Here is a 25110-nt window from a genome sequence, read left to right on the forward strand (position 1 = left end):
CTCATCCCCCTTGCCGGTTTCAGGATTCTTGGCGCCAGTGGAGCAGGCAGCCGCCAAAGCGCACCAGGGCAACTTCACGCACCACGCCCGCCAGACATTCACGGCTCAACACGGCGCGCGCCTGCATCTCTTTGGGCAGTGGCCCGGTAACCGCCAGCAGCGGGGTATGGCAAACCCGACTGGTGCGAACGTCATATCCCTTGGCCGTCAGCCAGTGGCTGAGTTGCTCGGCGGTCTTTTGCAAATTGCTGTGCAGATGCTTTTTCATCCCGTTCTCCTTGTGATCTCGTCACCGGGCCCACCGCGAAAGAGCCCCACCAACCCTTATTTGCCTTCTTGCTTGTCGAGCAGACGGTTGTATTTGATGGCCATGATTTTCAGCTCTTCGGCCAGCAATTCACTCAGAATGCGCAGGCTGCTGCTGGCATTGTCGCCATCGCTTTTGGCCTGACGGCGCAATCTCGAGAGGGTGGCCTCGGCGTCATAGCGAGCCGTTTTCTGCGGCCCTTTGCCCTGCTCTACCGATAACCGCATCGGGCGGCGCAGTTGCTGCGCCTCGGTCAGCTGGCTATGGGGACAACCGCTGCGGCATGCCTTCCAGAGCTTGATATCCATCGGACTGCTGCCCACTTCGCTCGGGCCACGGCGTTGGTGAGCGAGACACTGATGAGCCGGGATATCCCCCAGGATGGGGCACCTCACCTTGTTGCCCATCAAGGCCCCTTCCACCAGGGTCTGTACCCTTGCCATATCGCCGGGATACTTTTCGTTGCAGACCTGGCTGATGGTGGTACGAGAGAGCCCGAGCTTCTCGGCCACCTGAGCCAGCGAGCTGGCCGCCACTTCGGCCTGCAACACCTCAAGCCACGTTTCCATGTGTCTCCTCCTCCCGTTGGAACAGGTATAACTGCTGCTGGTTTTGATCCCAGCAACCATGGTCACGACACAGCGGGGCGTAACGGCCTGTATCCCTGACCAGCTGATAACGTCCTGTCAGGCCGTGTCTGGCGGGCACAGGCAGCAAACTGTCAACTTTGAACAGCACTTTGACGTAACCGGCTTTCACCAACCTATCGGTGTAAAACCAGGCTTGTTTCTGACCCGTCTCTGCCGTCAGCATCAGGTCTGTCAGGGTGAAGAAGCGGCTGATCTTCATGGTGTTCCACATTTTCTGTTGATTGGTTTTGCGCTTGTTCCGGCATTTAGGCCGCTTCTGGCCACTGCTTTTGCCAATCGGTGGCATGTATTGAGCGCTAACCACTTTGAAATAGGCCGGGCGGGATACCACGCCGTCCGGGTGTTTAATGAGGTGGCCAGCGGCCAACCAGTCACGCACGACCTTGTAGATATGTGCCTCCGACATTCCCGTCACGGCGATCACGTCCTTGATCAGAAAAGTCTCTTGCTGGCACATCCATTCCCAGGCTTGCAACGTCATTAGCGTTGCTTTTGTATCAACCACTGGAATCCCTCCCGTGCTTTGTTTTTATTGGCTGTAGCCTGACGGCTAGCGGCTGCGACGCACGTCATGCAGCAGCTCGCTGGCGTCAACGTCCTCCAGCCGGATAATCCGGGCATCGGAGGCCATCGCCATTTTTTCAATCTTGTCGAGGGCCGAGACGATGGTGCGCACCACACCGTTGGAACGCTTGCGGATCAGATCCAGCAGTGCATCGTCGATCTCCACGTCCACCTCCAGCATTTCGCTGGCAATCAGGGACACATCATCGAGATCAGCCGGTTTGAATTCGATCCACTGGGAGATGCGGTTAAACAGCTGCTTGCGCTGGCTGATACGGCGGGCAATCTCTTCCATCCCGACCAGGATCAGAGGTTGTTCGGTGGCATCGTAGATATCGCGCAGGGTCTCCATGATGCGGGCATTGCCGACCACGTAATCGGCCTCGTCCACGAAGATGGCCAGCTCTTCGGCGCGCACGGATTCGATGATGCTATCGACCTGAGCACGCAGGTTGTGGCGCTGGGGAATGCCGATCTCTTTGGCAATCTGCTCCAGCAGGCTGGTCACCGTGTCGGCCTTGTAGCAGCGGACATAGATGCCGTTCACTTCGTCCTGGTTGAACAGCCATTCCACGGCGGTGGTCTTGCCAAAGCCGGAGGGGCCATGGATCAGGCCAATGCCTGGCACTATGCTGGAGCGGTTGAGCAAGTTGTCGAGCAGCTGCTCGGTCTTGATCATGTTTTTGACCTCAACGATCTTGTGTTTCATAGTGGGTTTGTCCTTTGTTTTTGGGCCTTTTCGGGCTACTCGCTAACCTTTTGCCTGGGTGCGGCGGGTAGCCCGAACTTCATCCAGATGGCGGTTAATGCGTTTTGCCATCAGCTTGTGGCTGTAGAGGTATCGGGTCAGCCACTCCTTCTCCCGCCCTGTCAGCGGGGTATCCAGCTCCCGCTCTGCCAGATAGATGGCTTGCTCATACTCGGTCTTGAGTGCTCTCGATTCCTGCCCTGCGGTGGCTTGCGCCCGCTGTGCTTTCGCTTCTCGTCTGGCTTCTATGGCGGCCAGTTCTGCCGCATTGAAACGGGCGGGTTCAGCGGGCGTTGAGACCCCGGTGAGCGCGGCCAATGCCGGGTTATCGAGGGTGAGATCGCGCCGACTGAACGCTTCAATACCCTTGGCCTGATCGACGAAGTGGCGCACCACATCCTGATGGAGCTGGTCGATGCCAAAGGTCTTGGCAAGGTTGCGCATCTCGCGGCGAAAGCTGGCCAACGCCTTGGCATCGGCTTTTTTGGCCGCCCGGAAGGCATCGGGGCTGATGCCATTGCCCAGCAGATCGATGTTGATGGCCTCGATCCGCTCGTTCCAATCGCCGGTGCGGTACAAAATGGCGCGGCCCACATCGCTCGGATCGAGAAAGACGCTGACCCGCTGGCTCTTCCAGTTGTGCTCCAACAGTTCGGGGGCGCTGTATTTGAGGCCACCGGCCTTGATAAAGCCTTTGGAGACAGTCGCCTCGCCGATATGGTTGAGCAGCAGATCCAGCGCAGCTTCATCGGGGATGGCGCGGCGCTGATAACGGGCCAGTTGGTACTTTTCATTGGGGCTGACCCCTAGGGCACTGTGCTTGCGGTTGTGGTAACGGGCATCGAGCCAGTTATCGAGCAGGGTTTGCAGCTCTGCGGCCGTCATGGCCAGCTCGTAGATCTCTTTTTGCGCATCCGGTTTGCGCTTCTCCTCCAGCCGCTGGGCAAAGCTCTTGCGCGCCTCGATCACCTGACGGTCTGCCACGCAGTGGCCGATATAGGAGGGCAACAGCTCGATCAGGCCGTGGCTCAAGGTGCGGAAAAAGCGCTCGATATGGGGTTTCTCCCACCCCGAGTAGGCGTTGGAGCGGCTGACGTTCATACCAAGCAGAGTGCAGATGGACATGACCCGCTGGCTCACATAGTCAGAGCCGTTATCGGTGCGCATCACGCCGTTATCGTTGAGCGTGCCCCAGGCCAGCAGGGTCTTGCGCAGCAACAGGCAGATCCCTTCGCTCGATGAGCTCTTGGCTACCAGCAGACGGACGCGGCGGGTATACACATCGATCACCGCGATGATGCTGTGACGGCCATCCACCAACATGGCATCGACCGGGGTGCTATCGAACTCCCAGACGTCGTTGGGCTGGGCCATCCAGGGGTACATCTCCTCGATCGCGCTGCGGTATTTGTTGTTGTAGGCATCCGGGTTGGTGGTGTAGGTAAAGGCCACCTTGTTCTCTGCCAACCATTTCACCATCCAACGACGCAAGGAGGATTGGCTGGGGATCTGCCATCCCAGCTGATTCATTTCGCTGTATTGGCTGGCCAGTTCGTGCAGCGCCCCCCACTTGTTGGCCAGATGGGGCTTGGTGGTGACTAGGGCGGTGAGAAACTGGGCCAGATCCGGGCTCTGTTCGACGGTTGATGGCCGCTCCCGCTGATAGTTGCCAGCCAGGGCTGCGGGGCCTTCATCCGCCAGCGCACTTTGCCAGCGGCGCAGGGTGATCAGACTGAATGGCTTTTGCCTTTCATAAACGCTGACAGGCAGGGCGAGAGTGCGGGCACGGTATGCCTCGATAAAGGCGCGGCGCCCCACCTCCCCTTGCTGGCAGGCGTGATAGGGGGCCAGGAAGATATCGGCGGCCTGCAGGATCAGCAGTCTGGCATCGACCTTCTGGCGAGGCCCCTCCCCCAGTGTCAGCAATTTGCGGCCTGCCTCCGGTTTGACCGGCACCTCGCGTGCCAGCAACTTGGCCATGGCCTTGCCACCCGCCGCATGGTCGGTCACCGCATGACCTTGTGCGGCCACCGCTTGTTCTGCCAGGTAACGGCGGGTTTCAATCGGCAGTGAGCCAATGTGGTATTCGGCCCCTTTGCCTTTCTCACGCTTGCGGCTTTGCCACTCTTCACGCTCGGCCTTTTTGCGCACACCATCGGGGTAAGCGGGCATGCCAACCAATCCGGCCAGTGCTTGAGCGGTGTACCAGGTGCTCATTGGTCACCTCCCAGCAGATCGATCCCCAGCGATTCGGACAGCAGGGCCATGATGGCGCGGCTTTCCCGACGCTTGGGGCTAATCCCTCTGGCCGGAGCATAGTGTTTGATGCAACGCTGTACGGCTCGGGGGTGCAACCCTTTAGCGCGGGCCCAAGCAGCTTGGGAATATCCGCATTTTATGAGCTCAGCCCTGATCCACTCTGGTGTTTTCCCTGACATACTCACCCCGTTTCGGTATCATCAAGTGTCGCAGTGCGTATCTTTATCATTCATAAAAGAATGATTTTATGTCGCAGCGCGTCACATATGAATGATTGATCACCCCAAAAAGATTAACAAGTCTTTTTGTGCGGGATTTTTTGTCTATCGACTCACCAGCATTAGCCACTAGCCGAGAATTCCTTGTATGTCAGAGCGTTATGAAGAAAAACCACAAGCAGTACAAAAAGACGGTGAGGTATCTTTTCTGACAGCGGGAATGGATACTTTGAGTGACCGTCTGGATGAGCTGCGCGGGAGCCTGAGCTACAAGGCATTTGCCGAACTGGTGGGAATGAGTGAGTCGGGGATACGCAAATACTTCCCTCCGTTTAATTCACTGCCCACCATCGACAAGGCGCTGCGCATCGCGCGGACGTTCAATGTGAATCTGGAGTGGCTGGCCACCGGTCAGGGCCCGAAACACCCCGATGGAACGGCCGAGCAGATGGTGCAACGTGAGGAGTTTGATGAGGAGTACGCGCTGATCGACGGCTACCATGTCACCGTCAGTACCGGCCATGGTGCGTTTAATGATGATCATGAGGTTAAACGCAAGCTGGCCTTTCGCCGTAAGTGGCTCACGTTTCGCAAGTTAAACCCGGATAACCTGGTGGTGGTCTTCGCCAAAGGCGACAGCATGGAGCCCACCATCCACTCTGGTGACTCTATCCTGGTCGATATCAGCAAGAATCAGATCGAAGATGGATCCATCTTCGTGTTGCGCCTGGGGGAAGAGCTCTACGCCAAGCGCCTGCAGAAAAACTTCGATGGCGGGATCACTATCATCAGCGACAACCGCGATGATTACCCCCTGCAGGTCGTTCCAGCCAATCAGCTGGAAAACCTGGCCGTGATCGGCAAGGTAGTCTGGGCAGGGCACGATTTCTTTTAACGAGACATGCTCACAAGTGAGAGAGTCTCGCTTGTACAGCCCTTAAACCCAGATTTAAACCACTACTAGCGGTCACACAAAAGAAAAAACAGGCGCCAGCCTGTTTTTCATTTTCAGCGCATCCCAATCGCCTGAGCGTACCAACTTTTCATTTTGCGGTTAAGCGGCTTGGTTTAACCGCATCACGCCACAAGCCCCGCCATTCCTGAGTTTGTCCCGCCATCTCCCACTTGTTTTCACCAGCTCCCGGTTTTTCATTCTTGGTGATGGGTTACAGTTGGCCACCAGCAAACCGGCCAGCGCGGCCCACAACACCGGGCTGCGCAGCCACAGCCAGCGGGAGGTATTGGCCGAGAGGATAAACATACCGACCGAGAAGTGCAGCAGATTGGAGAGCACAAAAAGGATCACGATAGCCCCCAGTTGCTGCTCGCCAAATGCCAGCAACATCAAGGGGATACCGAGATTGCCGGTATTTCGGAACATGGCGGGCAAGATCAGGGCTGCCCGCTCAATCCCTTTGAGTTTGAGCAGTGCGAGCAGCAGACCGGGTAACAGAATAACCAGCGCCCCCGCCGCAATCAGCGGCATATGCTCCGCCAGCGCCAGCGGATACTTGACCAGCGCGGAGAAGACCAGCGCCGGGGTAAACAGCTCGATATTGGCTCGATTGACGTAACCGAGCGCAGCCCCCGGTCGCAATCGCCCGTAGAGGGCGCCGAGCCCGACCACACCGAACACCGGAATGACGATATTGAGCAAGGCGCTGAACATGGGCGGCGTCCGTTACAGTTCGCGGGCCGGTTTGCCCATCAGCACCACCGGATCCAGCGTCACTTCCAGTGCGCCATTGCTTACCCAGAGCTGACCATCGGAGATAGTGCAGGTGAGCTGCATGGTGCGCTCGACCATGGCGGTCAGCGGAAGAGTCTGGCTGTCGGAGAGTTCGATGATGCTGAGGTTGTCATGCTGGCTCAGCTTGCCCTGGTTCTGCTTCCACCAGACGGCTGTACCACGACCGCCGTAGAGGTAGAGCACCACCTGACGGGCGCGGTTACAGGCCTTTTTCAGCCGTTTTTCATCGGGTTGGCCCAGTTCGATCCAGAGCTCTATTTCGTCCGAGTAGTTCTTGCACCAGAGCTCAGGTTCATCATCGGCGCTCAATCCCTTGGTGAATTCCAGTCGCTCGGCAGCGTGCCAGGCAAAAGCCGCCAGCCGGATCATCATCCGCTCATCGGTTTCGGAGGGGTGGCGCGCCAGCGTGAGGGAGAAGTCCTGATACAGATTGCGATCCATATCAGACAAACTGATCTGGGCCTTGAATACGGTTGCCTTGAGAGCCATAGAAAACCTTGAACACCTGATAAGAGAAGGGTGAGTGGGAAATACGGGCGCCAGTGTAATCAAAATCGGCGGCAGGTTCGACCATCCTGACCATAGATTTTCCCTTCCCTGCCGGGATAAGTGCTTTAAAAGACACAAAAAACAAATGCCAGTCCGAAGACTGGCATTTGGCGGCATGGAGAAGCGACTCACTTCTCGGCGGACTGTACCCCGAACGCATTCAGCAGCATGCAACAGGTCACTGCCACCGCCACGAATCCGCTCAGAAAGATAAAGGGCATGGCCCCGTATCCCAGTACTGTCCAGATGGTGTGTTCAAGAAGACTCATTGTTGTGTCCTTCATCCGGTGAAAGGTGTGTTCCTTCTGGCGGATATTGGCTCCGCTCTTGATGCCTCCATTTGACCTCAATCAGCGGTTGGGTCCTATGCCACCAAAGTGATAAATGCAGGGTTCATTTGCGCTGGATCAAGCTTTTTGGCCAAATATCCATGCAGTTCAAGCAATTACCACCGCCAATCAAGGATAGACACAAACACGGCAGAATAAAAAAACGCGCCGGATGGCGCGTTTCTTGGACAGCACAGGCAAGGGATCAGTTGTCGCACAGATCGCTTGGCATGTCCTGACGCAGGCGGGTCCACAGCTTGCCGGACTCGATACCGTACTGACGCACCGTCATGAACACGGCTTCGTGGTTCTTGGTCTCCGCCAGATTGAGCAGGGTCTTGTAGTAGGCATCTGCGGTCTCGCGGGCCTGCTTGTCGGAGAAGTAGTAGCTGCCGACCCGGCTGTACAACCCTTTGAAACCGTTCAGGATCAAAGCGTAGATCGGATTGCCGGAAGCAAACGCCAGCTGGTGGTGCAGGCGATAATCGAACTCGGCATAAGCCTGGGCGTTGTTCTCGACCCCATCGGCGCCACGCAGGATCTCGGCTGCCTGTTCCGGATTGTGACGGATCGCTCCGCGGATAAAGATGGTGCAGATGTGGGTACGGGCGGAGAGCAGCTGAGCTATCAGATCAGGTACCTTGTCCTGATCCAGACGAGCCAACGTCTCCAGAATATTGAGGCCGGAGGTTTCCCAGAAATTGTTCACCTTGGTCGGCTTGCCATGCTGTATGGTCAACCAGCCATCACGGGCCAGTCGCTGCAGCACTTCGCGCAAGGTCGTCCGCGTCACCCCGATCAACTCGGATAATTCACGCTCGGCGGGCAGAATAGATCCGGGAGGAAAGCGATTGTTCCAGATGGACTCGATGATGTATTCCTCGGCAAACCCAGCTGGGCTCTGCGCTTTTATAACCATGAATTGACTCTGTTGTAATGCGTAAAAAGGCTGACGAATGATATCAAAGCGATGATGGCTGGCAAGCATAAGGTCAGTCCTCTGCTCACATATGGCAAATATAGTGTTGGGAATATGTATCTAATCGCCACGAGGGAGCCAGCCAACCCCGACAAGGTGGTTATAAAACAGACAGATGGGCAGAGATCCATCGGCTATCATTTATAATCGTCACGCTTTTTGATTAAAATCACGAGGAATCAGACAGATAAAGGCCAACATCCGGAGGCACAGGTCGAATCATCCTTGACTGCATAGAAGCAGATCCTAACAACAAAGTTGAGACCCATTATCATGCCAATAAGCCTAGGGCAGGCATTCGCCAAGAACTTCTTGGGCAATGCACCACAGTGGTATAAAAGCGCCATCTTGCTATTTCTGGCGATCAATCCGGTCGCTTTCTACCTTGATCCTTTCATTGCGGGCTGGTTACTGGTCGTTGAGTTTATCTTCACCCTGGCCATGGCCCTCAAGTGCTACCCCCTGCAACCGGGTGGCCTGCTCGCGATCGAAGCCGTGTTGATCGGCATGACCTCCGCCGATCAGGTCAAGCACGAGCTGGTCGCCAATATCGAAGTGCTGCTGCTGCTGGTGTTCATGGTGGCAGGCATCTATTTCATGAAGCAGTTGCTGCTTTATGTCTTCACCAAGCTGCTGATCGGCGTTCGCTCCAAGATCCTGCTCTCCCTCTCCTTCTGTCTGGTCTCCGCCTTCCTGTCGGCTTTTCTCGATGCACTGACGGTCATTGCCGTGGTGATCAGCGTTGCCACCGGTTTCTATGCCATCTATCACAAGGTCTCTTCCGGCAAGGAGTTTGGTCACAGCCATGACCATACCGACGATAAGGAAGTGGCTGAGCGCAATCGCCAGGATCTCGATGATTTTCGCGCCTTCCTCCGCAGCCTGATGATGCATGCCGCTATCGGGACCGCGTTGGGCGGTGTCTGCACCCTGGTGGGCGAGCCGCAAAACCTCATCATCGGCGAGCAAGCCAGCTGGAACTTCGCCGAATTTGCCATTCGCATGTCCCCCGTGACCGTCCCCGTCTTTATCTGCGGTCTGCTGACCTGCGTGTTGGTGGAGCAGTTTCGCTGGTTTGGCTATGGCGCCCGCTTGCCGGACACAGTGCGCGCCATCATGGAGGAGTACAACCGCTACGAAGAGGCAAAACGCAGCCCGCAAGACAAGGCCAAGCTGATCGTTCAGGCATTGATTGCGGTCTGGCTGATCGTCGGTCTGGCCATGCACCTGGCAGCCGTTGGTCTGATTGGCCTCTCGGTCATCGTGCTGGCCACCTCCCTGACCGGGATCACCGAGGAGCACTCGCTGGGTAAAGCCTTCCAGGAGGCACTCCCCTTCACCGCCCTGCTGGCGGTCTTCTTCAGCGTGGTCGCCGTCATCATCGATCAGCAGCTGTTCAAGCCGGTGATCCAGCTGGTACTGGCTGCCAAGCCGGAGAACCAGCTGGCTCTCTTCTATCTGGCCAATGGGGTGCTCTCCATGGTCAGTGACAACGTCTTTGTCGGAACCGTCTACATCAACGAAGTCAAGACTGCCCTGCTCAATGGCGCCATTGACCGCGCCCAGTTCGATCTGCTGGCGGTAGCCATCAACACAGGTACCAACCTGCCATCGGTCGCCACCCCCAATGGTCAGGCCGCCTTCCTGTTTATGCTCACCTCGGCATTGGCGCCGCTGCTGCGCCTCTCCTATGGCCGCATGGTCTGGATGGCGCTGCCCTACACATTGGTGCTGGGGCTGATCGGCTTTTTCTCTGTCGAATTGCTGCTTGGTCCTGCCACTGAGTGGTTCTATCAGCACGGATGGCTGGTGATGGAGAGTGCGCTGCCAGCGGTACAGCCGGCACTGCATTAATCCGTTGCGACGGTTTCCGAGGGCCCTTTCAGGGCCCTTTTCTTTTCGGTTCCGCTCTGCTCTAATTCAGCCACTGTTTTTTCTGAGAGATCAATGAGATGATCGAGTTTCTCCGCCGTATCGCCGCCCATCGGCTGGCCTGGGGTCTGTTGGCAGCATCAGCCCTGTTCCTCGAGTTGTGCGCCCTCTTCTTCCAGCATGTGCTGGGCCTCTCCCCGTGCGTGATGTGTGTTTACGAACGGTTGGCGACCCTGGGTGTGCTGGCCGCTGGACTGCTCGGCATGGTGGCGCCGGATAAGTGGTATGTTCGCTGGAGTGCCATGTTGCTGTGGGGCTACAGTGCCTTCCGCGGCTTCCAGCTGGCCCTCAAGCATGTGGACTATCAGGTCAACCCCTCCCCGTTCAACGTCTGCAGCCCGTTTGCCGACTTCCCGAGCTGGGCTCCGCTCGATCAGTGGCTCCCCTGGCTCTTTATGCCGGAAGGGGATTGTGCCCAGATCACCTGGCAGTTCTTCGGTTACTCCATGCCCCAGTGGCTGGTCGTCATCTTCGCCGCTTACCTGTTGGTCTTCACCGTAGTGGCCATCGGCAATCTGGTGAAAGGGCGTTGCTGCAACTGATCATCATGGCCGTGTGGAGATAAAAGGGGGGAACCATTATGGCTCCCCCCTTTCTCGTTCTGGCTGACCGTATTTCTGGTTACGCCCTGGCAGTACCCATCTTGGCCTTGACCGCGCCAATCACCATGGGCAACAGGGAGATACCGATGATGCCGAAGATCAGCAGGGTAAAGTTGTGACGCACCACCGGCAGATTGCCAAAGAAGTGGCCGGCATATACGAAGGAGAGTACCCACAGCAGGCCGCCAACCAGGTTGAACGCCAAAAAGCGCGGATAGGTCATGGCCCCCATCCCTGCCACGAACGGCGCAAAGGTACGCACAATTGGCAGGAAGCGGGTGATGATGATGGTCTTGCCACCATGCTTGGCATAGAAGGCGTGGGTCTTCTCCAGATAATCCCGGCGGAAGATTTTGGAGTCCGGGTTACGGAACAGCTGCTCGCCGAAGAAGTGACCAATGGTGTAGTTGACCACGTTGCCCAGCACGGCAGCGATGATCAGCACGGCCGCCAGGGTATGGACGTCCAGCACGCTGCCCACGGTAAGCGCACCGGCGGCAAACAGCAGGGAGTCACCCGGCAGGAACGGCGTCACTACCAGCCCGGTTTCACAGAAGATGATGAGAAACAGGATGGCGTAAACCCAGACGCCATAGTTCTCGAACAGCTCTTTCAAATGCACATCAACGTGCAGGATAAAGTCGATTGCAAAGAGGATCAGATCCATTTTTTCCATACCCATAAAGTGAACGGCGTGGAGTCTACGCCAATGCCATTCGGGCGACAATCACCGAGGCAGCCTCTTTTTCATCCCGCAGCGCCCATCTTCAAATGAAACCGTTTTTCTGCTTCCTTCGAGGGTGGGAGCACAAAGAGAGATGCCGAGCATGGAGTTGAAAAGGTGAACTAGGAGGCCTGTTCCAGATCGCTGCGCACTGCGGGGGGAAGGCAACGCTCCCAGCCCCATAGCAACACCAGCAGCAGGGTCACATCATCGAACCATCCCAGCAAGGGCACCACGTCAGGGATAAGATCCACCGGACTGATGCCATAGAGCAGGATAAGGATCACCAGTCCCCTCGCCCACCAGGGGGTACCGGGATGGCGAAAGCCCTGATAGAGACGACGCAGTCGTTGCCAAATCAGCCAGCGTTTGCGGCTCATGATTCGATCAACTCGCTGCGCAGCCGCTGGATCTGATCCCGCAGTGCCGCCGCCTGTTCGAATTCCAGATCCCGGGCATGCTGGAACATCTGTTCCTCCATCCGCTTGATCTCTTTGGCAATCTCGCTGGCAGAGCGGACATGGTACTCCCCTTGCGGCTCGGCCGCCTTGCGCATCCCCTTGCCAGGTTTGCCTGCCGTGCGGCTGCCCCCCATGTCCATCACATCGCCAATGGATTTGTTGAGCCCTTTGGGGGTGATGCCATGCTTGAGGTTATGGGCATGCTGCACGGCGCGGCGCCGCTCGGTCTCCTCAATGGCGACCTTCATCGAGTTGGTGATGGTATCGCCGTATAGAATGACCTTGCCGTTGAGGTTACGCGCCGCCCGGCCGATGGTCTGGATCAGCGAGCGGGTCGAGCGCAGGAAGCCCTCTTTATCCGCATCCAGAATCGCCACCAGCGACACCTCCGGCATGTCGAGACCTTCCCGCAGCAGGTTGATGCCCACCAGCACATCGAACTTGCCAAGGCGCAGATCGCGGATGATCTCCACCCGTTCGACCGTATCGATATCGGAGTGGAGGTAGCGCACCTTGACGTCGTGCTCCGCCAGATACTCGGTCAAGTCTTCCGCCATCCGCTTGGTCAGGGTAGTAACCAGCACCCGTTCCTCGACGGCGACCCGCTTGCGGATCTCGGAGAGCAGATCGTCCACCTGCGTGGTCACCGGACGCACCTCGATCTCCGGATCGAGCAGGCCGGTTGGGCGCACCACCTGCTGCACCACATCGCCGCCGGACTTCTCCAGCTCGTAGGGGCCGGGAGTCGCCGAGACAAACACCGTCTGCGGCATCAGCGCTTCAAATTCGTCGAACTTGAGCGGCCGGTTGTCCAGCGCCGAGGGGAGCCGGAAGCCGTACTCCACCAGGGTCTCCTTGCGGGAGCGGTCCCCTTTGAACATGGCGCCGATCTGCGGCACCGTGACGTGGGACTCGTCGATGATGAGCAGGCCATCCCCCGGCAGGTAGTCAAACAGGGTGGGCGGCGGCTCCCCCGGCGCACGGCCGGAGAGGTAGCGGCTGTAGTTCTCTATGCCGGAGCAGTAACCCAGCTCCTGCATCATCTCCATGTCGAACTGGGTACGCTGGCTGATGCGCTGCTCTTCAACCAGCTTGTTGAGGGACAACAGCTGCTCGCGGCGGCTTCGCAGCTCCTCTTTGATATGCTCGATGGCCCCCAGGATGGTCTCACGCGGGGTAGCGTAGTGGGTCTTGGGATAGATGGTGTAGCGCACTACCGTCTGCTCGATGGCGCCGGTCAGGGGATCAAACTGGGAGAGGCGCTCCACCTCTTCATCAAAGAGTTCTACCCGCAGGGCCAGCTTGTCCGATTCGGCAGGGTAAATATCGATGACTTCACCGCGCACCCGGAAGGTACCGCGCTGGAACGCCATGTCGTTGCGGGTGTACTGCAGCTCAGCGAGGCGACGCAGGATATCGCGCTGGTTGATCACATCCCCCACTTTCAAGTGCAGCATCATGCTCAGATAAGCTTGGGGATCCCCCAGACCATAGATGGCCGACACCGAAGCAACGATCACCACGTCGCGCCGCTCCAGCAGCGCCTTGGTGGCCGACAATCGCATCTGCTCGATGTGATCGTTGATGGAGGCATCCTTCTCTATAAAGGTGTCGGTGGTCGGCACATAGGCTTCGGGCTGGTAATAGTCGTAGTAGGAGACGAAATACTCCACCGCGTTGTCGGGGAAGAACTCCTTCATTTCACCATAGAGCTGGGCGGCCAGGGTCTTGTTGGGAGCCAGGATCATGGTCGGGCGGTTCAAGGTGGCGATGACGTTGGCCATGGTGAAGGTCTTGCCCGAACCAGTCACCCCTAGCAGGGTCTGATGAGCCAGCCCCGACTCGATGCCATCCAGCAGTTGGGCAATCGCCGCGGGCTGATCCCCGGCGGGTTGAAACTGGCTGGCTAACTTGAACAATTTGCTCATGAACACTCCCGACACAAAACAGCAGAGGAGCAGTGTAACCGAGGGTTTGGCAGCGGTACACCCGTGCCATCATCCCGCGAATGGCTTGACCACCCAGGACACCTTCTGTATGATGCTCCTCCTTGCCTGATGTTCCCCCGTAGTTCAGTCGGTAGAACGGCGGACTGTTAATCCGTATGTCACTGGTTCAAGTCCAGTCGGGGGAGCCAAATTCCTCACCATCTCGGTGCAGGTTATCCACTTTAGTGCCCTCTCCTGCCAATTTTAATGCACAAGATCTTTCTTGCTGCTGACGCTCCCTTTTGTTACCCGTCCCGGCTCGACAGAGTTTTCTCCTGTCGCATCTAACTATTTGATTTTTATACAAACATTTTTCTTCCGGTATTTTTTGAACAGCCCTTGCATCCCAGTACTGGCGCGGCTTTCAGGGCGATGAACAAGTTTCATAAACAGGGTTATCCACAGATTCTGTGGGTAAGTGCAGCAAGCCCTGTCAGGACGCGGGATTGCCTGTTATCCCCTGCAACAGGAGACCATTTTACAGGCTAACCTGATTTTATTCTGTTTTGTCCCACCCTCTGTAACTGTTGATTAACAGGCTCTATTGGCACTTTCCAGAGATATCTTTTTGCCAGCCCTTTCCCCATATGGGAATGACGCTAGTATCTCGTCATTTGACTCTTTTACGACCAAGAGCTCCCCAGGTTGAATCTGCTGAAACCGATCTGTGGCGAAGCGCTAGACAGCAGAATCTAAAATCTCACCTATGACAGTGCAAGCCCGGCTGCAACCAGCATGTTTCACTAATTGACAACGGGAAGGAGAGCAAAAATCACCTGCTTTTTTCCGATGCTCCCCTTATCCCGCCGCCTGCTCATTAAATAGCGTCCGATAACTTCCGATTAATCCCCCCTTATGCTTCTTTATTAGTGATAGATACGGCACAATATCGGCCCCACTTTTTTCCTCGGTTTTTCCGGGCATGACTATAGATTTTGTGACACTGCTGCATCAAAGCGACTCCCTGCTGCTCTTCGTGGTATTGGCCTTCGGCCTGCTGCTTGGCAAAGTGCGGATTGGCAACTTCCAGATTGGCAACACCATAGGTGTGCTGTTTACCGCCCTGCTGTTTGGCCAGATGGGCTTCGAGTTTACTGCCACCACAGAAAACGTCGGCTTTATGCTCTTCATCTTCTGTGTGGGGATTGAGGCTGGCCCCCACTTCTTCAGCGTCTTCCTGCGCGATGGCATCCACTACATCACCCTGACTCTGGTGATCTTGCTGACAGCTCTGCTGCTGACAGTGGGGCTGGCCAAGTTCTTCAATCTGGGGCCGGGCATGGCGGCGGGGATCCTGGCGGGTTCCCTCACATCGACCCCGGCGCTGGTGGGTGCACAGGATGCCCTGCGCAGTGGTCTGCTCAACCTGCCCCATCAAACCGATATGCAGGCGGTACTCGACAACATGGGCATCGGCTACGCCCTGACCTATCTGGTGGGTCTGGTTGGTCTGATGCTGGTGGTGCGCTATCTCCCGTCACTGGCACGACTCGATCTCAATACCGAAGCGCAAAAAATCGCCCGTGAGCGGGGCCTCTCCGACAGCGACAGTCGCAAGACCTATCTGCCCATCATTCGCGCCTATCGGGTTGGCCCCGAGCTGGCAGCCTGGATTGGCGGCCGTACCCTGCGTGAAACAGGCATCTATCCCCACACCGGCTGCTATGTGGAGCGGATCCGCCGCAACGGCATTCTCGCCAGTCCCGATGGGGATGCCGTCATTCAAGAAGGGGACGAGATCGCCCTGGTGGGCTATCCCGAGAGCCACGAGAAACTGGACGTCAACTACCGCAACGGTAAAGAGGTATTTGATCGCAACCTGCTCGACCTGCAGATCGTCACCGAAGAGATAGTGGTGAAAAACGACGCCGTGGTCGGCCGCCATCTGGTGGAGCTCAACCTCACCGAGAAAGGGTGCTTCCTCAACCGGGTGGTACGCTCCCAAATAGAGATGCCGTTCGATCGCAACATCATGTTGCAAAAAGGCGATGTGCTGCAGATCAGCGGCGAGAAACAGCGGGTCAAACTGCTGGCCAACAAGATCGGCTTTATCAGTATCCACAGCCAGACCACAGATCTAGTGGCTTTCACCACCTTCTTCGTGCTCGGCTTGCTGATCGGCTCCGTCTCGCTGGTGTTCGGCCAGATTGAATTTGGCCTCGGCAACGCCGTCGGTCTGCTGTTGGCTGGTATTCTGATGGGGTATCTGCGGGCCAACCACCCCACCGTGGGTTACGTACCGCCCGGAGCCCTGCGACTGGCCAAGGATCTCGGTCTTGCGGTCTTTATGGTGAGCACCGGCCTCAAGGCGGGTGGCGGCATTCTGGATCACCTGAGCGAAGTGGGTGCCGTAGTGCTCTTCTCCGGCATGTTGGTCACTACCCTGCCGGTGCTTGTCGGTTATCTGTTCGGGGTCTGGGTATTGAAAATGAACCCGGCGCTGCTGCTCGGCGCCATCACTGGTGCCCGTACCTGCGCCCCCGCCATGGATGTGGTCAACGAGGCCGCCAACAGCTCCATTCCGGCGCTTGGCTACGCAGGTACCTATGCGGTGGCCAACGTGATGCTGACGCTGGCAGGCTCCTTTATTATCGGCTTCTGGTTCTAACCAGTAACCATCAAATTACCGCTAACAAAGAAGGGAGCCTCAGGCTCCCTTCTTGCTATCTGCCTTTCTCCCGAGATGCGGATCAGGCTTATTGGTGTGATCTCACCTGACACCAACCATCAGCGCTGAACTCTGCCCCCTATCCTACAATGGTTGACGCTCTGCTCTGCTCTGCTCTGCTCTGCTCTGCTCTGCTCTGCTCTGCTCTGCTCTGCTCTGCTCTGCTCTGCAATGAGTGATGGCAGATCACGGAAACAAAAAAAGCGCCCTGAGGCGCTTTTTTCATATCAACCGGATAATCATGCTTTGAACTTGCTGAACACCAGGGAGGCGTTGGTACCGCCAAAGCCGAAGCTGTTGGACATGACGGTGTTGAGCTCGGCCTCTTCGTACTCGCGCACGATGGGCAGACCTTCGGCCTTCTCGTCCAGAGTCTCGATGTTGATGCTGGGAGCGATAAAGCCGTGCTCCATCATCAGCAGTGAGTAGACAGCCTCGTGCACGCCGGCAGCGCCGAGCGCATGGCCGGTCATCGCCTTGGTGGCAGAGATCTTGGGACCGTTGGCACCAAACAGAGTCTGGATGGCTTCCAGCTCCTTGGTATCGCCAACCGGGGTGGAGGTACCGTGGGTGTTGATGTAATCAACCTTGCCAACCCCCTGCATTGCCATCTTCATGCAACGCACCGCGCCTTCGCCGCTCGGCGCGACCATGTCATAGCCATCGGAGGTAGCACCGTAACCGGTCAGCTCGGCATAGATGTGAGCACCACGCGCCAGCGCATGTTCCAGCTCTTCGATCACCAGAATGCCGCCGCCACCGGAGATAACGAAACCATCGCGATTCGCATCATAGGTACGGGAGGCTTTTTCCGGCATGTCGTTGTACTTGGTGGAGAGGGCCCCCATGGCGTCAAACTGGATGGTAGAGGACCAGTCCAGCTCTTCACCGCCACCAGCGAAGACCACATCCTGTTTGCCAAGCTGGATCAGCTCAAGCGCGTGACCGATGCAGTGGGCAGAGGTTGCGCAGGCGGAGCTGATGGAGTAGTTGACCCCCTTGATCTGGAACGGGGTCGCGAGGCAAGCAGAGGTGGTGGAAGACATGGTGCGCGGCACCATGTAAGGGCCCACACGCTTGACCCCTTTCTCGCGGGCGATATCCACAGATTCCGAGGTGTTCTTGCCGGAGGCACCACCTGAACCGACCACCAGGCCGGTACGCTCGTTGGAGACCTGATCTTCCGCCAGACCGGCATCTTCAATGGCCTGCTGCATGGAGAGATAGGCGTAGGCCGCAGCGTCGCCCATGAAACGCATGACTTTACGGTCAATCAGTTCAGACGGATCGAGTTTGATGTTACCCCAGACACGGCTGCGCAGATTGTGCTGCTCGAACTGCTCGGAATAGGTGATGCCGGATTTACCTGCTTTCAGGGAGGCCAGCACTTCTTCCTTGTTGTTGCCGATACTGGAGATGACGCCGATACCGGTGATCACTGCTCTTCTCATTAATTCATCTCGTCTGGAAAAACTGGCGCCAAGTCTACCCGCTTTCGGCTGCCAAACTGGTCTGCTTTCACGTAGAATGCCCGCGATTTTGTGACGCGAGCCGAGGAAAACGTGAGTCAAACATCCTTACATCATGCCCGATTGGACTGGAATGAAGCGGGAACTCCTGTCTCCAGTGACTTCGGGGATGTGTACTTTTCCAATGATAACGGTCTAAGTGAAACCCGCTACGTCTTTTTGCAGCAAAACCGGCTACCTGCGCGATTTTCGCACCACGATAGTGACAGTTTCGTGATAGGTGAAACAGGTTTCGGCACAGGTCTTAACTTTCTGGCGACAATGCAAGCCTTCCTGGAACAGGCGCCCCAATCCGGTAACGGCTCCCGTCTGCACTTCATCAGTTTCGAGAAATACCCCCTGACCCAAGACGATCTGCGCAAGGCGCTGGCCGCCTGGCCTGAACTTGGCCACTTGAGCCAGGATCTTGTCGCCCAGTGGCCACTGCCGGTTTCCGGTTGCCACCGCCTGCATTTTACGGGTGGCCGCACTCGCCTCGATCTCTGGTTTGGCGACATCAAGGATATGCTGCCGCAAGTGCCTCACCGGGCAGAGGGGCTGGTGGATGCCTGGTATCTGGATGGTTTCTCCCCAGCCAAGAACCCGGAGATGTGGACACAGGAGCTGTTTGATAGTCTCGCTCGCCTCGCCCGTCCCGATTGCTCCATCGCCACCTTTACCTGTGCCGGTTTTGTCCGTCGCGGCCTGATTGCCGCCGGTTTTGCCATGAAGAAGGTGAAGGGCCACGGTAGCAAGCGGGAGATGCTGGTGGGGGATCGCACCGACAAGCAGCCGCAGCAGACCATAGCCCCTTGGTATGCCCGTCCTGCCGGACGCGCTGGCGAGGTAGTGATCATCGGCGGCGGCATCGCCTCGGCCATGACGGCGCTCTCTCTGGTGGAGCGGGGTCGCAAGGTGACGTTGCTGTGCGCAGATGGCGAACCGGCCACCGGCGCCTCGGGCAACCGCCAGGGTGCCCTCTATCCACTGCTTAACGGCGAGCACGATGCGCTGTCACGCTTCTATTCGCTCGCTTTTGGCTATGCCCGCCAACGGCTGCTGGCGTTGGCCGAACGCCATCCTATCGCTTTCGAATTATGTGGAGTGACCCAGCTCGGCTATGACGACAAATCGGCAGCCAAGCTGGCGAAAATGAACCAGGGCCCCTTCCCGGCCGAACTGATGCATCCCCTCTCTACAGCAGAGGTAGAGCAGGTGGTTGGCCTGCCCTGCGGCCACAGCGGCGTCAGTTACCCGCTGGGGGGCTGGCTCTGCCCTGCGGATCTCACCCGCGCTGCAATCAAAGAAGCACAAACCAGTGGTCTGCTGCAGGTGGAGTACCACACCCAAGTAAGCGCCATTGCCGAGCAGGCCGATGGCTGGCAAGTAGAAAGCCAGGATGGCCGCCACTGGCAGGCCCCCAATCTGGTGGTCGCCGCCGGTCACCAGTTGCCAGCATTGATCCCCTTTGCCGAGCTGCCGCTCTATCCGGTGCGCGGTCAGGTGAGCCATGTGCCGACCACAGCCAGCTTGCGTCAGCTCAAGACCGTGCTCTGCTACGATGGCTACCTCACGCCAATGCACAACGATCACCACTGCATCGGCGCCAGTTATGGCCGCAACCAAACAGACCTTGCGTTTCGAGCCGAGGAGCAAATCCAGAATCAGGTGCGGTTGCAAGCCTGCCTGCCGGAGCAAACCTGGCACGCCGAAGTGGATGTGAGCGGCAACGAGGCGCGCGTAGGGGTGCGTTGTGCCAGCCGGGATCACCTGCCGGTGGTGGGGCCAGTGGCCAGACTGCAAGGTCTGGCGGATCACTATGCGCAGCTGCAGCATGATCAGCACAACGCCCAGCCGCTCCCCCTTCACCCCGGCCTCTATGTGCTGGGGGCGCTCGGCTCGCGGGGCCTCTGCTCGGCCCCGCTCTGTGGTGAGCAGCTCGCCAGCGAGATCTGCGGCGATCCCTTGCCGCTGGCCGCCGATCTGCTGGAAGCGCTCCACCCAGCCCGTTATTGGGTACGCAAGCTGCTCAAGGGCAAAGCGCTGGTCTAAACCGGACTCTGCAAACAAATAGAATGGCCGCTCATCGGGCGGCCATTCTATTTATCAAATCATTCGATAAAGAGGCGTGTTGGCAGGATATCGGACCCTCTATAGCGCTCACTTGGGCCAATGCACCCCGAGCTGTTCGCCATAACCCGTCTGACGCTGGAAATCGTCTACCCGTGCCTTCACCTTGTTCAATTCGCCACTGCCCGCAGCCCAGGCGGCATAGCGCAACGCCTGGCAATCTGCATGGCCTGGTAGTGCCGCAATCGCCCCGCCCACCTGATTTCCGCCTTGCAGCACCATCTCTTTGAAACGGGATTCATAGTCAAACATGCTGGAGAGCAGCCGACCCCAGCGCTGGCGAGCAGGGTCACTGCCCTCCGAACTCTGACGCCAGCGGGGCAACAATACAGTGGCATGAGTCGTTACCGTTACCCGTTTGAGCTGGCAACGCCCCGGCAACTGGTCGGTTTCCAGCTGCCAGTCCACCTGATAACTCGCCTTGCCGAGCACAGGCTTGCCATTCACCTTGGGGGCACTCTGAGCAATGGCGCGTGCCAGTTGATCTGGCTGGGCGGCACTTACCTCATAAAAACGGACATTGATGCGGGACTCTGGCACCACTTGCGGCCGGCTCGGCTGAGCCTGACTCATCAGGGGCAACAGCAATAGCACGCTCCCCACTACTCCATAAACCTTGCTGACCATGCCAGACTACCTTCCTTGATTGCACGGGCGGAGTACCAACCTTGGTGAAACCCACCGCCACACAGATGACGGGTATAGCCTATGTGTGACCAAGAGGCGGCGCAATACAATGATGCGCCCAGAAATCAGAGCAAGCTCACAGGTTGCGTGAGCAAAGTATGGCACAAGGATGAAACTGTATTTTTATTGAGCAGGACGACTGATGCGCTGCCAGTCGAGGTGATAGTTTTTCACATTGATGTCATGACCATCTATCTGAATGAAATGATCATTTTTAAGACGGTTGGCAAAAAAGTCCTGATCTGCCCCCTCATTGAGCCACAGCTCGCAAAGTCCCCGTTTTCCCTCTTTGGCATAAAATCTCGGGGTGACCAGCAACGCGACCCCATCTACCCGGATGGCATGACGGGCCAGGCAGTTTGCTTCGGTGGTTTTGGATGCCAGCGCGGCAAAACGGGGTCTGTTCCCCTCGGCAACCACCAGTACGCCGTAAGAGTGAGGAGCCATGAGACGCCGCATGGCGACCGCCTGATGAGGACCGGTTTGATGAAAACCGTCATTGGTTACCGCAAACACGCAAGTAGGTGAAAATAGCATCGCGAGCAGGAAAAGAGAGCGTTTAATGCCTGAAAAATCACCAATCACCATATAAAAGCCTCAAAAGACAACCAAGGCTGGCAAGGGTAGGTAGCCAAACCCGCTGGGTAAAGTACCTTTACCTTTCTTTAATTCTGTTCATGGGGTTAAACGTTGATTTAGCTCACACAACATCCTGTTTCCAGTCGCCACTCTACCCCTATCGGAATAGACTCCTTCCACTCTCATCCAATCAGAAGGCAACATATGCTGGAACTCATTGTTGGCACCCTGGTCACCCTGGTGGTGGGCCGTGCCATTTTCAAAGGATACTCCGCAACTGGGGTGCTGCTGAGCGGCGGCTTGCTGCTGCTGGTCATCACCGCCATGATGGGCAAGCCGGTATTGCCGAGCAAGGTGGTCAGCACCGGTTATCTCGCAACCGATATCTTCGAATACGTCCGCTTCCTGCTCAATGATCGTGGCGGTGGACTGGGGATGCTGATCATGGTGCTCTGTGGCTTCGCCGGCTACATGAGCCATATCGGCGCCAACACCATTCTGGTCAAGCTGGCCAGCAAACCGCTCGGCATCATCAAATCCCCCTATATCCTGCTGGTGGCTGCCTATCTGGTGGCCTGCGCCATGTCGCTGGCGGTGAGCTCCGCTACCGGCCTCGGCGTGCTGCTGATGGCCACCCTGTTCCCGCTGATGGTCAACATGGGGATCTCCCGTGGCGCGGCTGCGGCCGTGTGCGCCTCGCCAGCCGCCATCATTCTGGCACCGACCTCAGGGGACGTGGTGATGGCTGCTCAGGCCGCCAACATGCCGCTGCTGGATTTTGCCTTCAAGCTGACCCTGCCCATCTCGCTGGTGGCGATCGCCTGCATGGCGGTGACCCACTTCTTCTGGCAGCGCTACCTTGATCAAAAATCCGGTGAGCACAACGAGCCGGTCGCCCCGGGTGATCTGGTGACGACTGCGCCCGCTTTCTACGCCATCCTGCCGTTCACCCCCATCATCGGGGTACTGGTGTTTGACGGTAAATGGGGTCCACAGCTGGACATCGTCACCATCATCGTCATGTGCATGGTGCTGGCCAGCCTGCTGGAACTTGTCCGCATCCGCAATGGCAAGGAGCTGCTGGATGGTCTGCAGGTCTGCTGGCGCAACATGGCTGACGCCTTTGCCGGTGTGGTCATGCTGCTGGTCGGTGCCGGCGTATTTGCCCAAGGTCTGATGACCATCGGCTTTATCGACACCCTGCTGGCTCACGCTCAGGATCTCGGTTCCGGCGGCCTGATCATGATGCTGTCGCTGGTGGTGATCACCACCCTGGCAGCCTTTACCACCGGCTCGGGTAATGCCCCCTTCTACGCTTTCGTGGAGCTGATCCCCAACCTGGCCAGCAGCCTTGGCATCAACCCGGCCTATCTGGTGATCCCGATGCTGCAAGCCTCCAACCTGGGTCGCACCATTTCTCCGGTCTCCGGGGTGGTGGTCGCCTGTGCGGGGATGGGCAAACTCTCGCCGTTCGAGGTGGTCAAGCGCACCAGTATGCCGGTCGCCGTCGGCCTGCTGGTGGTGATCATCGCCACCCAGATCATGGTACCCGCCTGATCGCAGACCAGCCCGGCACCCTGCCGGGCTGGTATCCTCCCCCCCCTTTGCAGTAGACTCGGTGCTCATTTTCCCCCTAAGGAGGACCGAGATGAGTATTACGGTTCAACTTGCCCATTTCAGTGATTGCCACTCCCACTTCGATGGCGCGCCCATGAGCTTCTCCCCTGTCGGTGAAAGTCAGTGGCGCACCCAGTGCGGCGGTTATGCCCGGATCCTGACCCGACTGACCCAACTGCGTGCCAAAGCCGCAGCAGCCGGCCAGCGTTTTCTGTTTCTGCACGGTGGCGACTCCTTTCAGGGCTCTCTCTATTTCAACCGCTTCAAAGGGCGCGCCAACGCCGACCTGCTCGCCATGCTGGCCCCCGATGCCATGGTACTTGGCAACCACGAATTCGATCTGGGCAACGGCCCACTGGTGGAGTTCTTGCGCCAGCTCGATTTTCCGGTACTGGCCGCCAATCTGGACAACAGCCAGGAGCCTGCCGACACAACCCTTGGGCTGTGGGATATCCCCCACCTCTACGATGCCCATCAGCCCTGGCATCGCCGGGTGATCGATGGGGTTCCCTTTGCTCTGCTCGGCATCACCCTCGCCCAGATGGCCGCCATCGCCAACCCGGATCCCCACACCCGTTTCCACGCAGTGGCTGACACCCTCAGCAAAGTGCTGCGGGAGATAAAGAGCGAAGGGATCCAGCATATCGTGCTGCTGAGCCACCTCGGGCTGGATCAGGACAAGCTGCTGGCCGAGCGTTTCCCCGAGCTCAGCCTGATCATCGGTGGCCACACCCACAGTCTGCTGGGGGATCTCGCGCCGCTGGGTCTGCCAAGCGAAGGCAGCTATCCGCTGATGAACAACGGGGTGGCCATTTTGCACGCAGGCCACAGCGCCCTCTGCCTCGGCGTCTGCGAGCTCACCTTCGATAAGGCGGGCCGTGTCGTACAAAGTGAGGGGCAGCTGGAGTGGCTCCCCTGGCAACCCTGGCCGTTCGCCTCCACGCCACCCGCCGGGCTCACCTTCTGCGAGCCGGATCCACAGCTTGAACAACATCTGGCCAAACGCTATCGGCCAGAGATCGAGACCATGAGCCAGCGCATCGTCACCCGACTGGCAGCTCCACTGCACCATCAGCGGCTGCCGGATGCCACCTTGCCCCATGGCAGCCAACTCGCCCCGCTGGTGGCCCGCGCCATGCTGACCGCCGCCCGTGAACAAGTGGGTGAGGTAGACTTTGCCCTGCACAATGCTGGCGGCGTGCGCTGCTCGCTGGAGCCTGGCCCCCTGAGCGAAGCGGATATCGCCGGTCGCCTGCTGCCGTTTGCCATTCCCCTCACCCTCTATCGAGTGCACGGTCACGAGTTGGCGGAAGCGCTGGAGAATGCCATCGACAACGCCACCAATAACGGCGTGGTCGGCAATGGTAACGGCAGCTTCCCCTACACTGCGGGAATACGATTCACCTATCAGGCCAATCTGCCCAAGGGCCAGCGCATCACCCGACTGGAGTGGGAAGCCGCCCCCTGCCAGTGGCAAACGGTCAATGCCGAACAGGTCTATCGGGGGGTGTCAAGCGCCTATACCGCCTCCGGCAAGGAGGGTTACACCGCACTGGCGCGTACCCTGACCCAGCACAACCAGGAGCTCGGCATCACCCTGGCCGATGCTTTTATCCGCTGGGCTCGCCACCTGCCAGCGCTGGAAGCGCAGCCGCCTCTGGTTGAGTACTTCAGTTGATATCGGGGGATGCCTTTGCCACATCCCCCTGATGGCCTATATTGCCGCAGCCAGCGCCCGGTTCCCTTCCAGAACCGGGCTTTTTCGAGAATATTTTCCCCACACGGGCCCGCCCCATTGCATCGTACTCACTAGCTCGGCAAGATAGGCCCGCTTTCAAGACCAGCTGCAGGAACAGGCGAC

The 25110-nt window shown here is 58.0% G+C and carries 21 protein-coding genes, 1 tRNA gene and 1 pseudogene; 8 read left to right on the forward strand and 15 right to left on the reverse strand.

The window, feature by feature from the left end; translation table 11 throughout:
• Positions 1 to 19: 19 nt before the first annotated feature.
• The 5 genes from G5179_RS15265 to G5179_RS15285 are packed head-to-tail and all read right to left on the reverse strand — an operon-like array spanning position 20 to position 4486.
• Positions 20 to 268, reverse strand: a complete 249-nt coding sequence (locus tag G5179_RS15265) for a hypothetical protein (protein WP_005353401.1) — start codon at positions 266 to 268, stop codon at positions 20 to 22.
• A gap of 56 nt (positions 269 to 324) precedes the next feature.
• Positions 325 to 876, reverse strand: coding sequence for a transcriptional regulator (locus G5179_RS15270; RefSeq protein ID WP_421258675.1), 552 nt, complete (start codon positions 874 to 876; stop codon positions 325 to 327).
• Positions 860 to 1462, reverse strand: a complete 603-nt coding sequence (locus tag G5179_RS15275) for a hypothetical protein (RefSeq protein ID WP_421258676.1) — start codon at positions 1460 to 1462, stop codon at positions 860 to 862. Before G5179_RS15275 ends, G5179_RS15270 begins: the two co-directional genes overlap by 17 nt.
• Before the next feature lie 45 nt (positions 1463 to 1507).
• On the reverse strand, positions 1508 to 2230 hold the full coding sequence (locus tag G5179_RS15280; protein ID WP_029300291.1) for an AAA family ATPase: 723 nt from the start codon (positions 2228 to 2230) through the stop codon (positions 1508 to 1510).
• A 42-nt stretch (positions 2231 to 2272) separates the two neighbouring features.
• Positions 2273 to 4486, reverse strand: a complete 2214-nt coding sequence (locus G5179_RS15285) for a DNA-binding protein (protein ID WP_421258677.1) — start codon at positions 4484 to 4486, stop codon at positions 2273 to 2275.
• A 408-nt stretch (positions 4487 to 4894) separates the two neighbouring features.
• Between G5179_RS15285 and G5179_RS15290 the strand changes: the two genes are divergently transcribed.
• Complete coding sequence (locus G5179_RS15290; protein WP_421258678.1) at positions 4895 to 5641, forward strand: LexA family transcriptional regulator; 747 nt, start codon at positions 4895 to 4897, stop codon at positions 5639 to 5641.
• Positions 5642 to 5917: 276 nt separating this feature from the next.
• Here G5179_RS15290 and G5179_RS15295 read toward each other — a convergent pair.
• From G5179_RS15295 to fadR, 4 genes and pseudogenes are all read right to left on the reverse strand, one after another.
• Positions 5918 to 6415, reverse strand: a pseudogene (locus G5179_RS15295) (AEC family transporter); the annotation flags it as partial.
• 12 nt (positions 6416 to 6427) lie between these two features.
• Positions 6428 to 6985 (reverse strand): YaeQ family protein, encoded by a 558-nt coding sequence (locus G5179_RS15300; protein ID WP_005352343.1) that lies wholly within the window; start codon positions 6983 to 6985, stop codon positions 6428 to 6430.
• 188 nt (positions 6986 to 7173) lie between these two features.
• Positions 7174 to 7314, reverse strand: a complete 141-nt coding sequence (locus tag G5179_RS15305) for a TIGR02808 family protein (protein ID WP_005345965.1) — start codon at positions 7312 to 7314, stop codon at positions 7174 to 7176.
• 265 nt (positions 7315 to 7579) lie between these two features.
• Positions 7580 to 8293 carry a fatty acid metabolism transcriptional regulator FadR gene (gene fadR, locus G5179_RS15310; protein ID WP_026034983.1) on the reverse strand — a complete coding sequence of 238 codons (714 nt, stop codon included), beginning with the start codon at positions 8291 to 8293 and terminating at the stop codon, positions 7580 to 7582.
• 333 nt (positions 8294 to 8626) lie between these two features.
• On the opposite strand from fadR, the gene nhaB reads away from it, so the two are divergent.
• Entirely contained in the window at positions 8627 to 10207 is a 1581-nt protein-coding gene (gene nhaB, locus G5179_RS15315; protein WP_151286897.1) for a Na(+)/H(+) antiporter NhaB, read from the forward strand.
• A 98-nt stretch (positions 10208 to 10305) separates the two neighbouring features.
• Positions 10306 to 10827: a disulfide bond formation protein DsbB gene (gene dsbB / locus G5179_RS15320; protein ID WP_005336895.1), complete on the forward strand. Its 522-nt coding sequence runs from the start codon at positions 10306 to 10308 to the stop codon at positions 10825 to 10827.
• Positions 10828 to 10906: 79 nt separating this feature from the next.
• Here dsbB and G5179_RS15325 read toward each other — a convergent pair whose 3' ends face one another.
• From G5179_RS15325 to uvrB, 3 genes are all read right to left on the reverse strand, one after another.
• Positions 10907 to 11554 carry a DedA family protein gene (locus G5179_RS15325; protein ID WP_047437729.1) on the reverse strand — a complete coding sequence of 216 codons (648 nt, stop codon included), beginning with the start codon at positions 11552 to 11554 and terminating at the stop codon, positions 10907 to 10909.
• Between the two features lie 179 nt (positions 11555 to 11733).
• Positions 11734 to 11991, reverse strand: a complete 258-nt coding sequence (locus tag G5179_RS15330; protein ID WP_005360976.1) for a YkvA family protein — start codon at positions 11989 to 11991, stop codon at positions 11734 to 11736.
• Complete coding sequence (gene uvrB, locus G5179_RS15335; protein WP_421258679.1) at positions 11988 to 14000, reverse strand: excinuclease ABC subunit UvrB; 2013 nt, start codon at positions 13998 to 14000, stop codon at positions 11988 to 11990. Before uvrB ends, G5179_RS15330 begins: the two co-directional genes overlap by 4 nt.
• A gap of 133 nt (positions 14001 to 14133) precedes the next feature.
• Between uvrB and G5179_RS15340 the strand changes: the two genes are divergently transcribed.
• Positions 14134 to 14209 (forward strand) — tRNA-Asn (locus tag G5179_RS15340).
• 773 nt (positions 14210 to 14982) lie between these two features.
• A complete protein-coding gene (locus G5179_RS15345; protein WP_005345980.1) occupies positions 14983 to 16668 on the forward strand; it encodes an aspartate:alanine antiporter in 1686 nt (561 codons plus the stop codon).
• Positions 16669 to 16967: 299 nt separating this feature from the next.
• On the opposite strand, the gene fabB is transcribed toward G5179_RS15345, so the two are convergent.
• Positions 16968 to 18179, reverse strand: a complete 1212-nt coding sequence (gene fabB, locus G5179_RS15350; protein WP_216978860.1) for a beta-ketoacyl-ACP synthase I — start codon at positions 18177 to 18179, stop codon at positions 16968 to 16970.
• A gap of 90 nt (positions 18180 to 18269) precedes the next feature.
• Between fabB and mnmC the strand changes: the two genes are divergently transcribed.
• Positions 18270 to 20288, forward strand: coding sequence for a bifunctional tRNA (5-methylaminomethyl-2-thiouridine)(34)-methyltransferase MnmD/FAD-dependent 5-carboxymethylaminomethyl-2-thiouridine(34) oxidoreductase MnmC (mnmC, locus tag G5179_RS15355; protein ID WP_421258680.1), 2019 nt, complete (start codon positions 18270 to 18272; stop codon positions 20286 to 20288).
• A 108-nt stretch (positions 20289 to 20396) separates the two neighbouring features.
• On the opposite strand, the gene G5179_RS15360 is transcribed toward mnmC, so the two are convergent.
• Together G5179_RS15360 and G5179_RS15365 are read right to left on the reverse strand one after the other, a co-directional pair.
• Positions 20397 to 20993: a DUF922 domain-containing protein gene (locus G5179_RS15360; RefSeq protein WP_216953506.1), complete on the reverse strand. Its 597-nt coding sequence runs from the start codon at positions 20991 to 20993 to the stop codon at positions 20397 to 20399.
• A 183-nt stretch (positions 20994 to 21176) separates the two neighbouring features.
• Positions 21177 to 21641 (reverse strand): hypothetical protein, encoded by a 465-nt coding sequence (locus G5179_RS15365; RefSeq protein WP_216953505.1) that lies wholly within the window; start codon positions 21639 to 21641, stop codon positions 21177 to 21179.
• A gap of 195 nt (positions 21642 to 21836) precedes the next feature.
• On the opposite strand from G5179_RS15365, the gene dcuC reads away from it, so the two are divergent.
• Complete coding sequence (gene dcuC, locus G5179_RS15370) at positions 21837 to 23189, forward strand: anaerobic C4-dicarboxylate transporter DcuC (RefSeq protein ID WP_421258681.1); 1353 nt, start codon at positions 21837 to 21839, stop codon at positions 23187 to 23189.
• Between the two features lie 91 nt (positions 23190 to 23280).
• On the forward strand, positions 23281 to 24927 hold the full coding sequence (locus tag G5179_RS15375; protein ID WP_236095564.1) for a bifunctional metallophosphatase/5'-nucleotidase: 1647 nt from the start codon (positions 23281 to 23283) through the stop codon (positions 24925 to 24927).
• The last annotated feature ends 183 nt before the right edge of the window (positions 24928 to 25110 follow it).

The organism is Aeromonas sp. 600886 (assembly GCF_049174935.1).
GTDB lineage: Bacteria > Pseudomonadota > Gammaproteobacteria > Enterobacterales > Aeromonadaceae > Aeromonas > Aeromonas veronii_A.

Bases quoted from the DNA above. Each gene is read 5' to 3' on its own strand.
- G5179_RS15265 (WP_005353401.1), bottom strand. From the start codon at position 268: ATGAAAAAGCATCTGCACAGCAATTTGCAAAAGACCGCCGAGCAACTC.
- G5179_RS15270 (WP_421258675.1), bottom strand. From the start codon at position 876: ATGGAAACGTGGCTTGAGGTGTTGCAGGCCGAAGTGGCGGCCAGCTCG.
- G5179_RS15280 (WP_029300291.1), bottom strand. From the start codon at position 2,230: ATGAAACACAAGATCGTTGAGGTCAAAAACATGATCAAGACCGAGCAG.
- G5179_RS15285 (WP_421258677.1), bottom strand. From the start codon at position 4,486: ATGAGCACCTGGTACACCGCTCAAGCACTGGCCGGATTGGTTGGCATG.
- G5179_RS15290 (WP_421258678.1), top strand. From the start codon at position 4,895: ATGTCAGAGCGTTATGAAGAAAAACCACAAGCAGTACAAAAAGACGGT.
- G5179_RS15300 (WP_005352343.1), bottom strand. From the start codon at position 6,985: ATGGCTCTCAAGGCAACCGTATTCAAGGCCCAGATCAGTTTGTCTGAT.
- G5179_RS15305 (WP_005345965.1), bottom strand. From the start codon at position 7,314: ATGAGTCTTCTTGAACACACCATCTGGACAGTACTGGGATACGGGGCC.
- fadR (WP_026034983.1), bottom strand. From the start codon at position 8,293: ATGGTTATAAAAGCGCAGAGCCCAGCTGGGTTTGCCGAGGAATACATC.
- nhaB (WP_151286897.1), top strand. From the start codon at position 8,627: ATGCCAATAAGCCTAGGGCAGGCATTCGCCAAGAACTTCTTGGGCAAT.
- dsbB (WP_005336895.1), top strand. From the start codon at position 10,306: ATGATCGAGTTTCTCCGCCGTATCGCCGCCCATCGGCTGGCCTGGGGT.
- G5179_RS15325 (WP_047437729.1), bottom strand. From the start codon at position 11,554: ATGGATCTGATCCTCTTTGCAATCGACTTTATCCTGCACGTTGATGTG.
- G5179_RS15330 (WP_005360976.1), bottom strand. From the start codon at position 11,991: ATGAGCCGCAAACGCTGGCTGATTTGGCAACGACTGCGTCGTCTCTAT.
- uvrB (WP_421258679.1), bottom strand. From the start codon at position 14,000: ATGAGCAAATTGTTCAAGTTAGCCAGCCAGTTTCAACCCGCCGGGGAT.
- G5179_RS15345 (WP_005345980.1), top strand. From the start codon at position 14,983: ATGACTATAGATTTTGTGACACTGCTGCATCAAAGCGACTCCCTGCTG.
- fabB (WP_216978860.1), bottom strand. From the start codon at position 18,179: ATGAGAAGAGCAGTGATCACCGGTATCGGCGTCATCTCCAGTATCGGC.
- G5179_RS15360 (WP_216953506.1), bottom strand. From the start codon at position 20,993: ATGGTCAGCAAGGTTTATGGAGTAGTGGGGAGCGTGCTATTGCTGTTG.
- G5179_RS15365 (WP_216953505.1), bottom strand. From the start codon at position 21,641: ATGGTGATTGGTGATTTTTCAGGCATTAAACGCTCTCTTTTCCTGCTC.
- dcuC (WP_421258681.1), top strand. From the start codon at position 21,837: ATGCTGGAACTCATTGTTGGCACCCTGGTCACCCTGGTGGTGGGCCGT.
- G5179_RS15375 (WP_236095564.1), top strand. From the start codon at position 23,281: ATGAGTATTACGGTTCAACTTGCCCATTTCAGTGATTGCCACTCCCAC.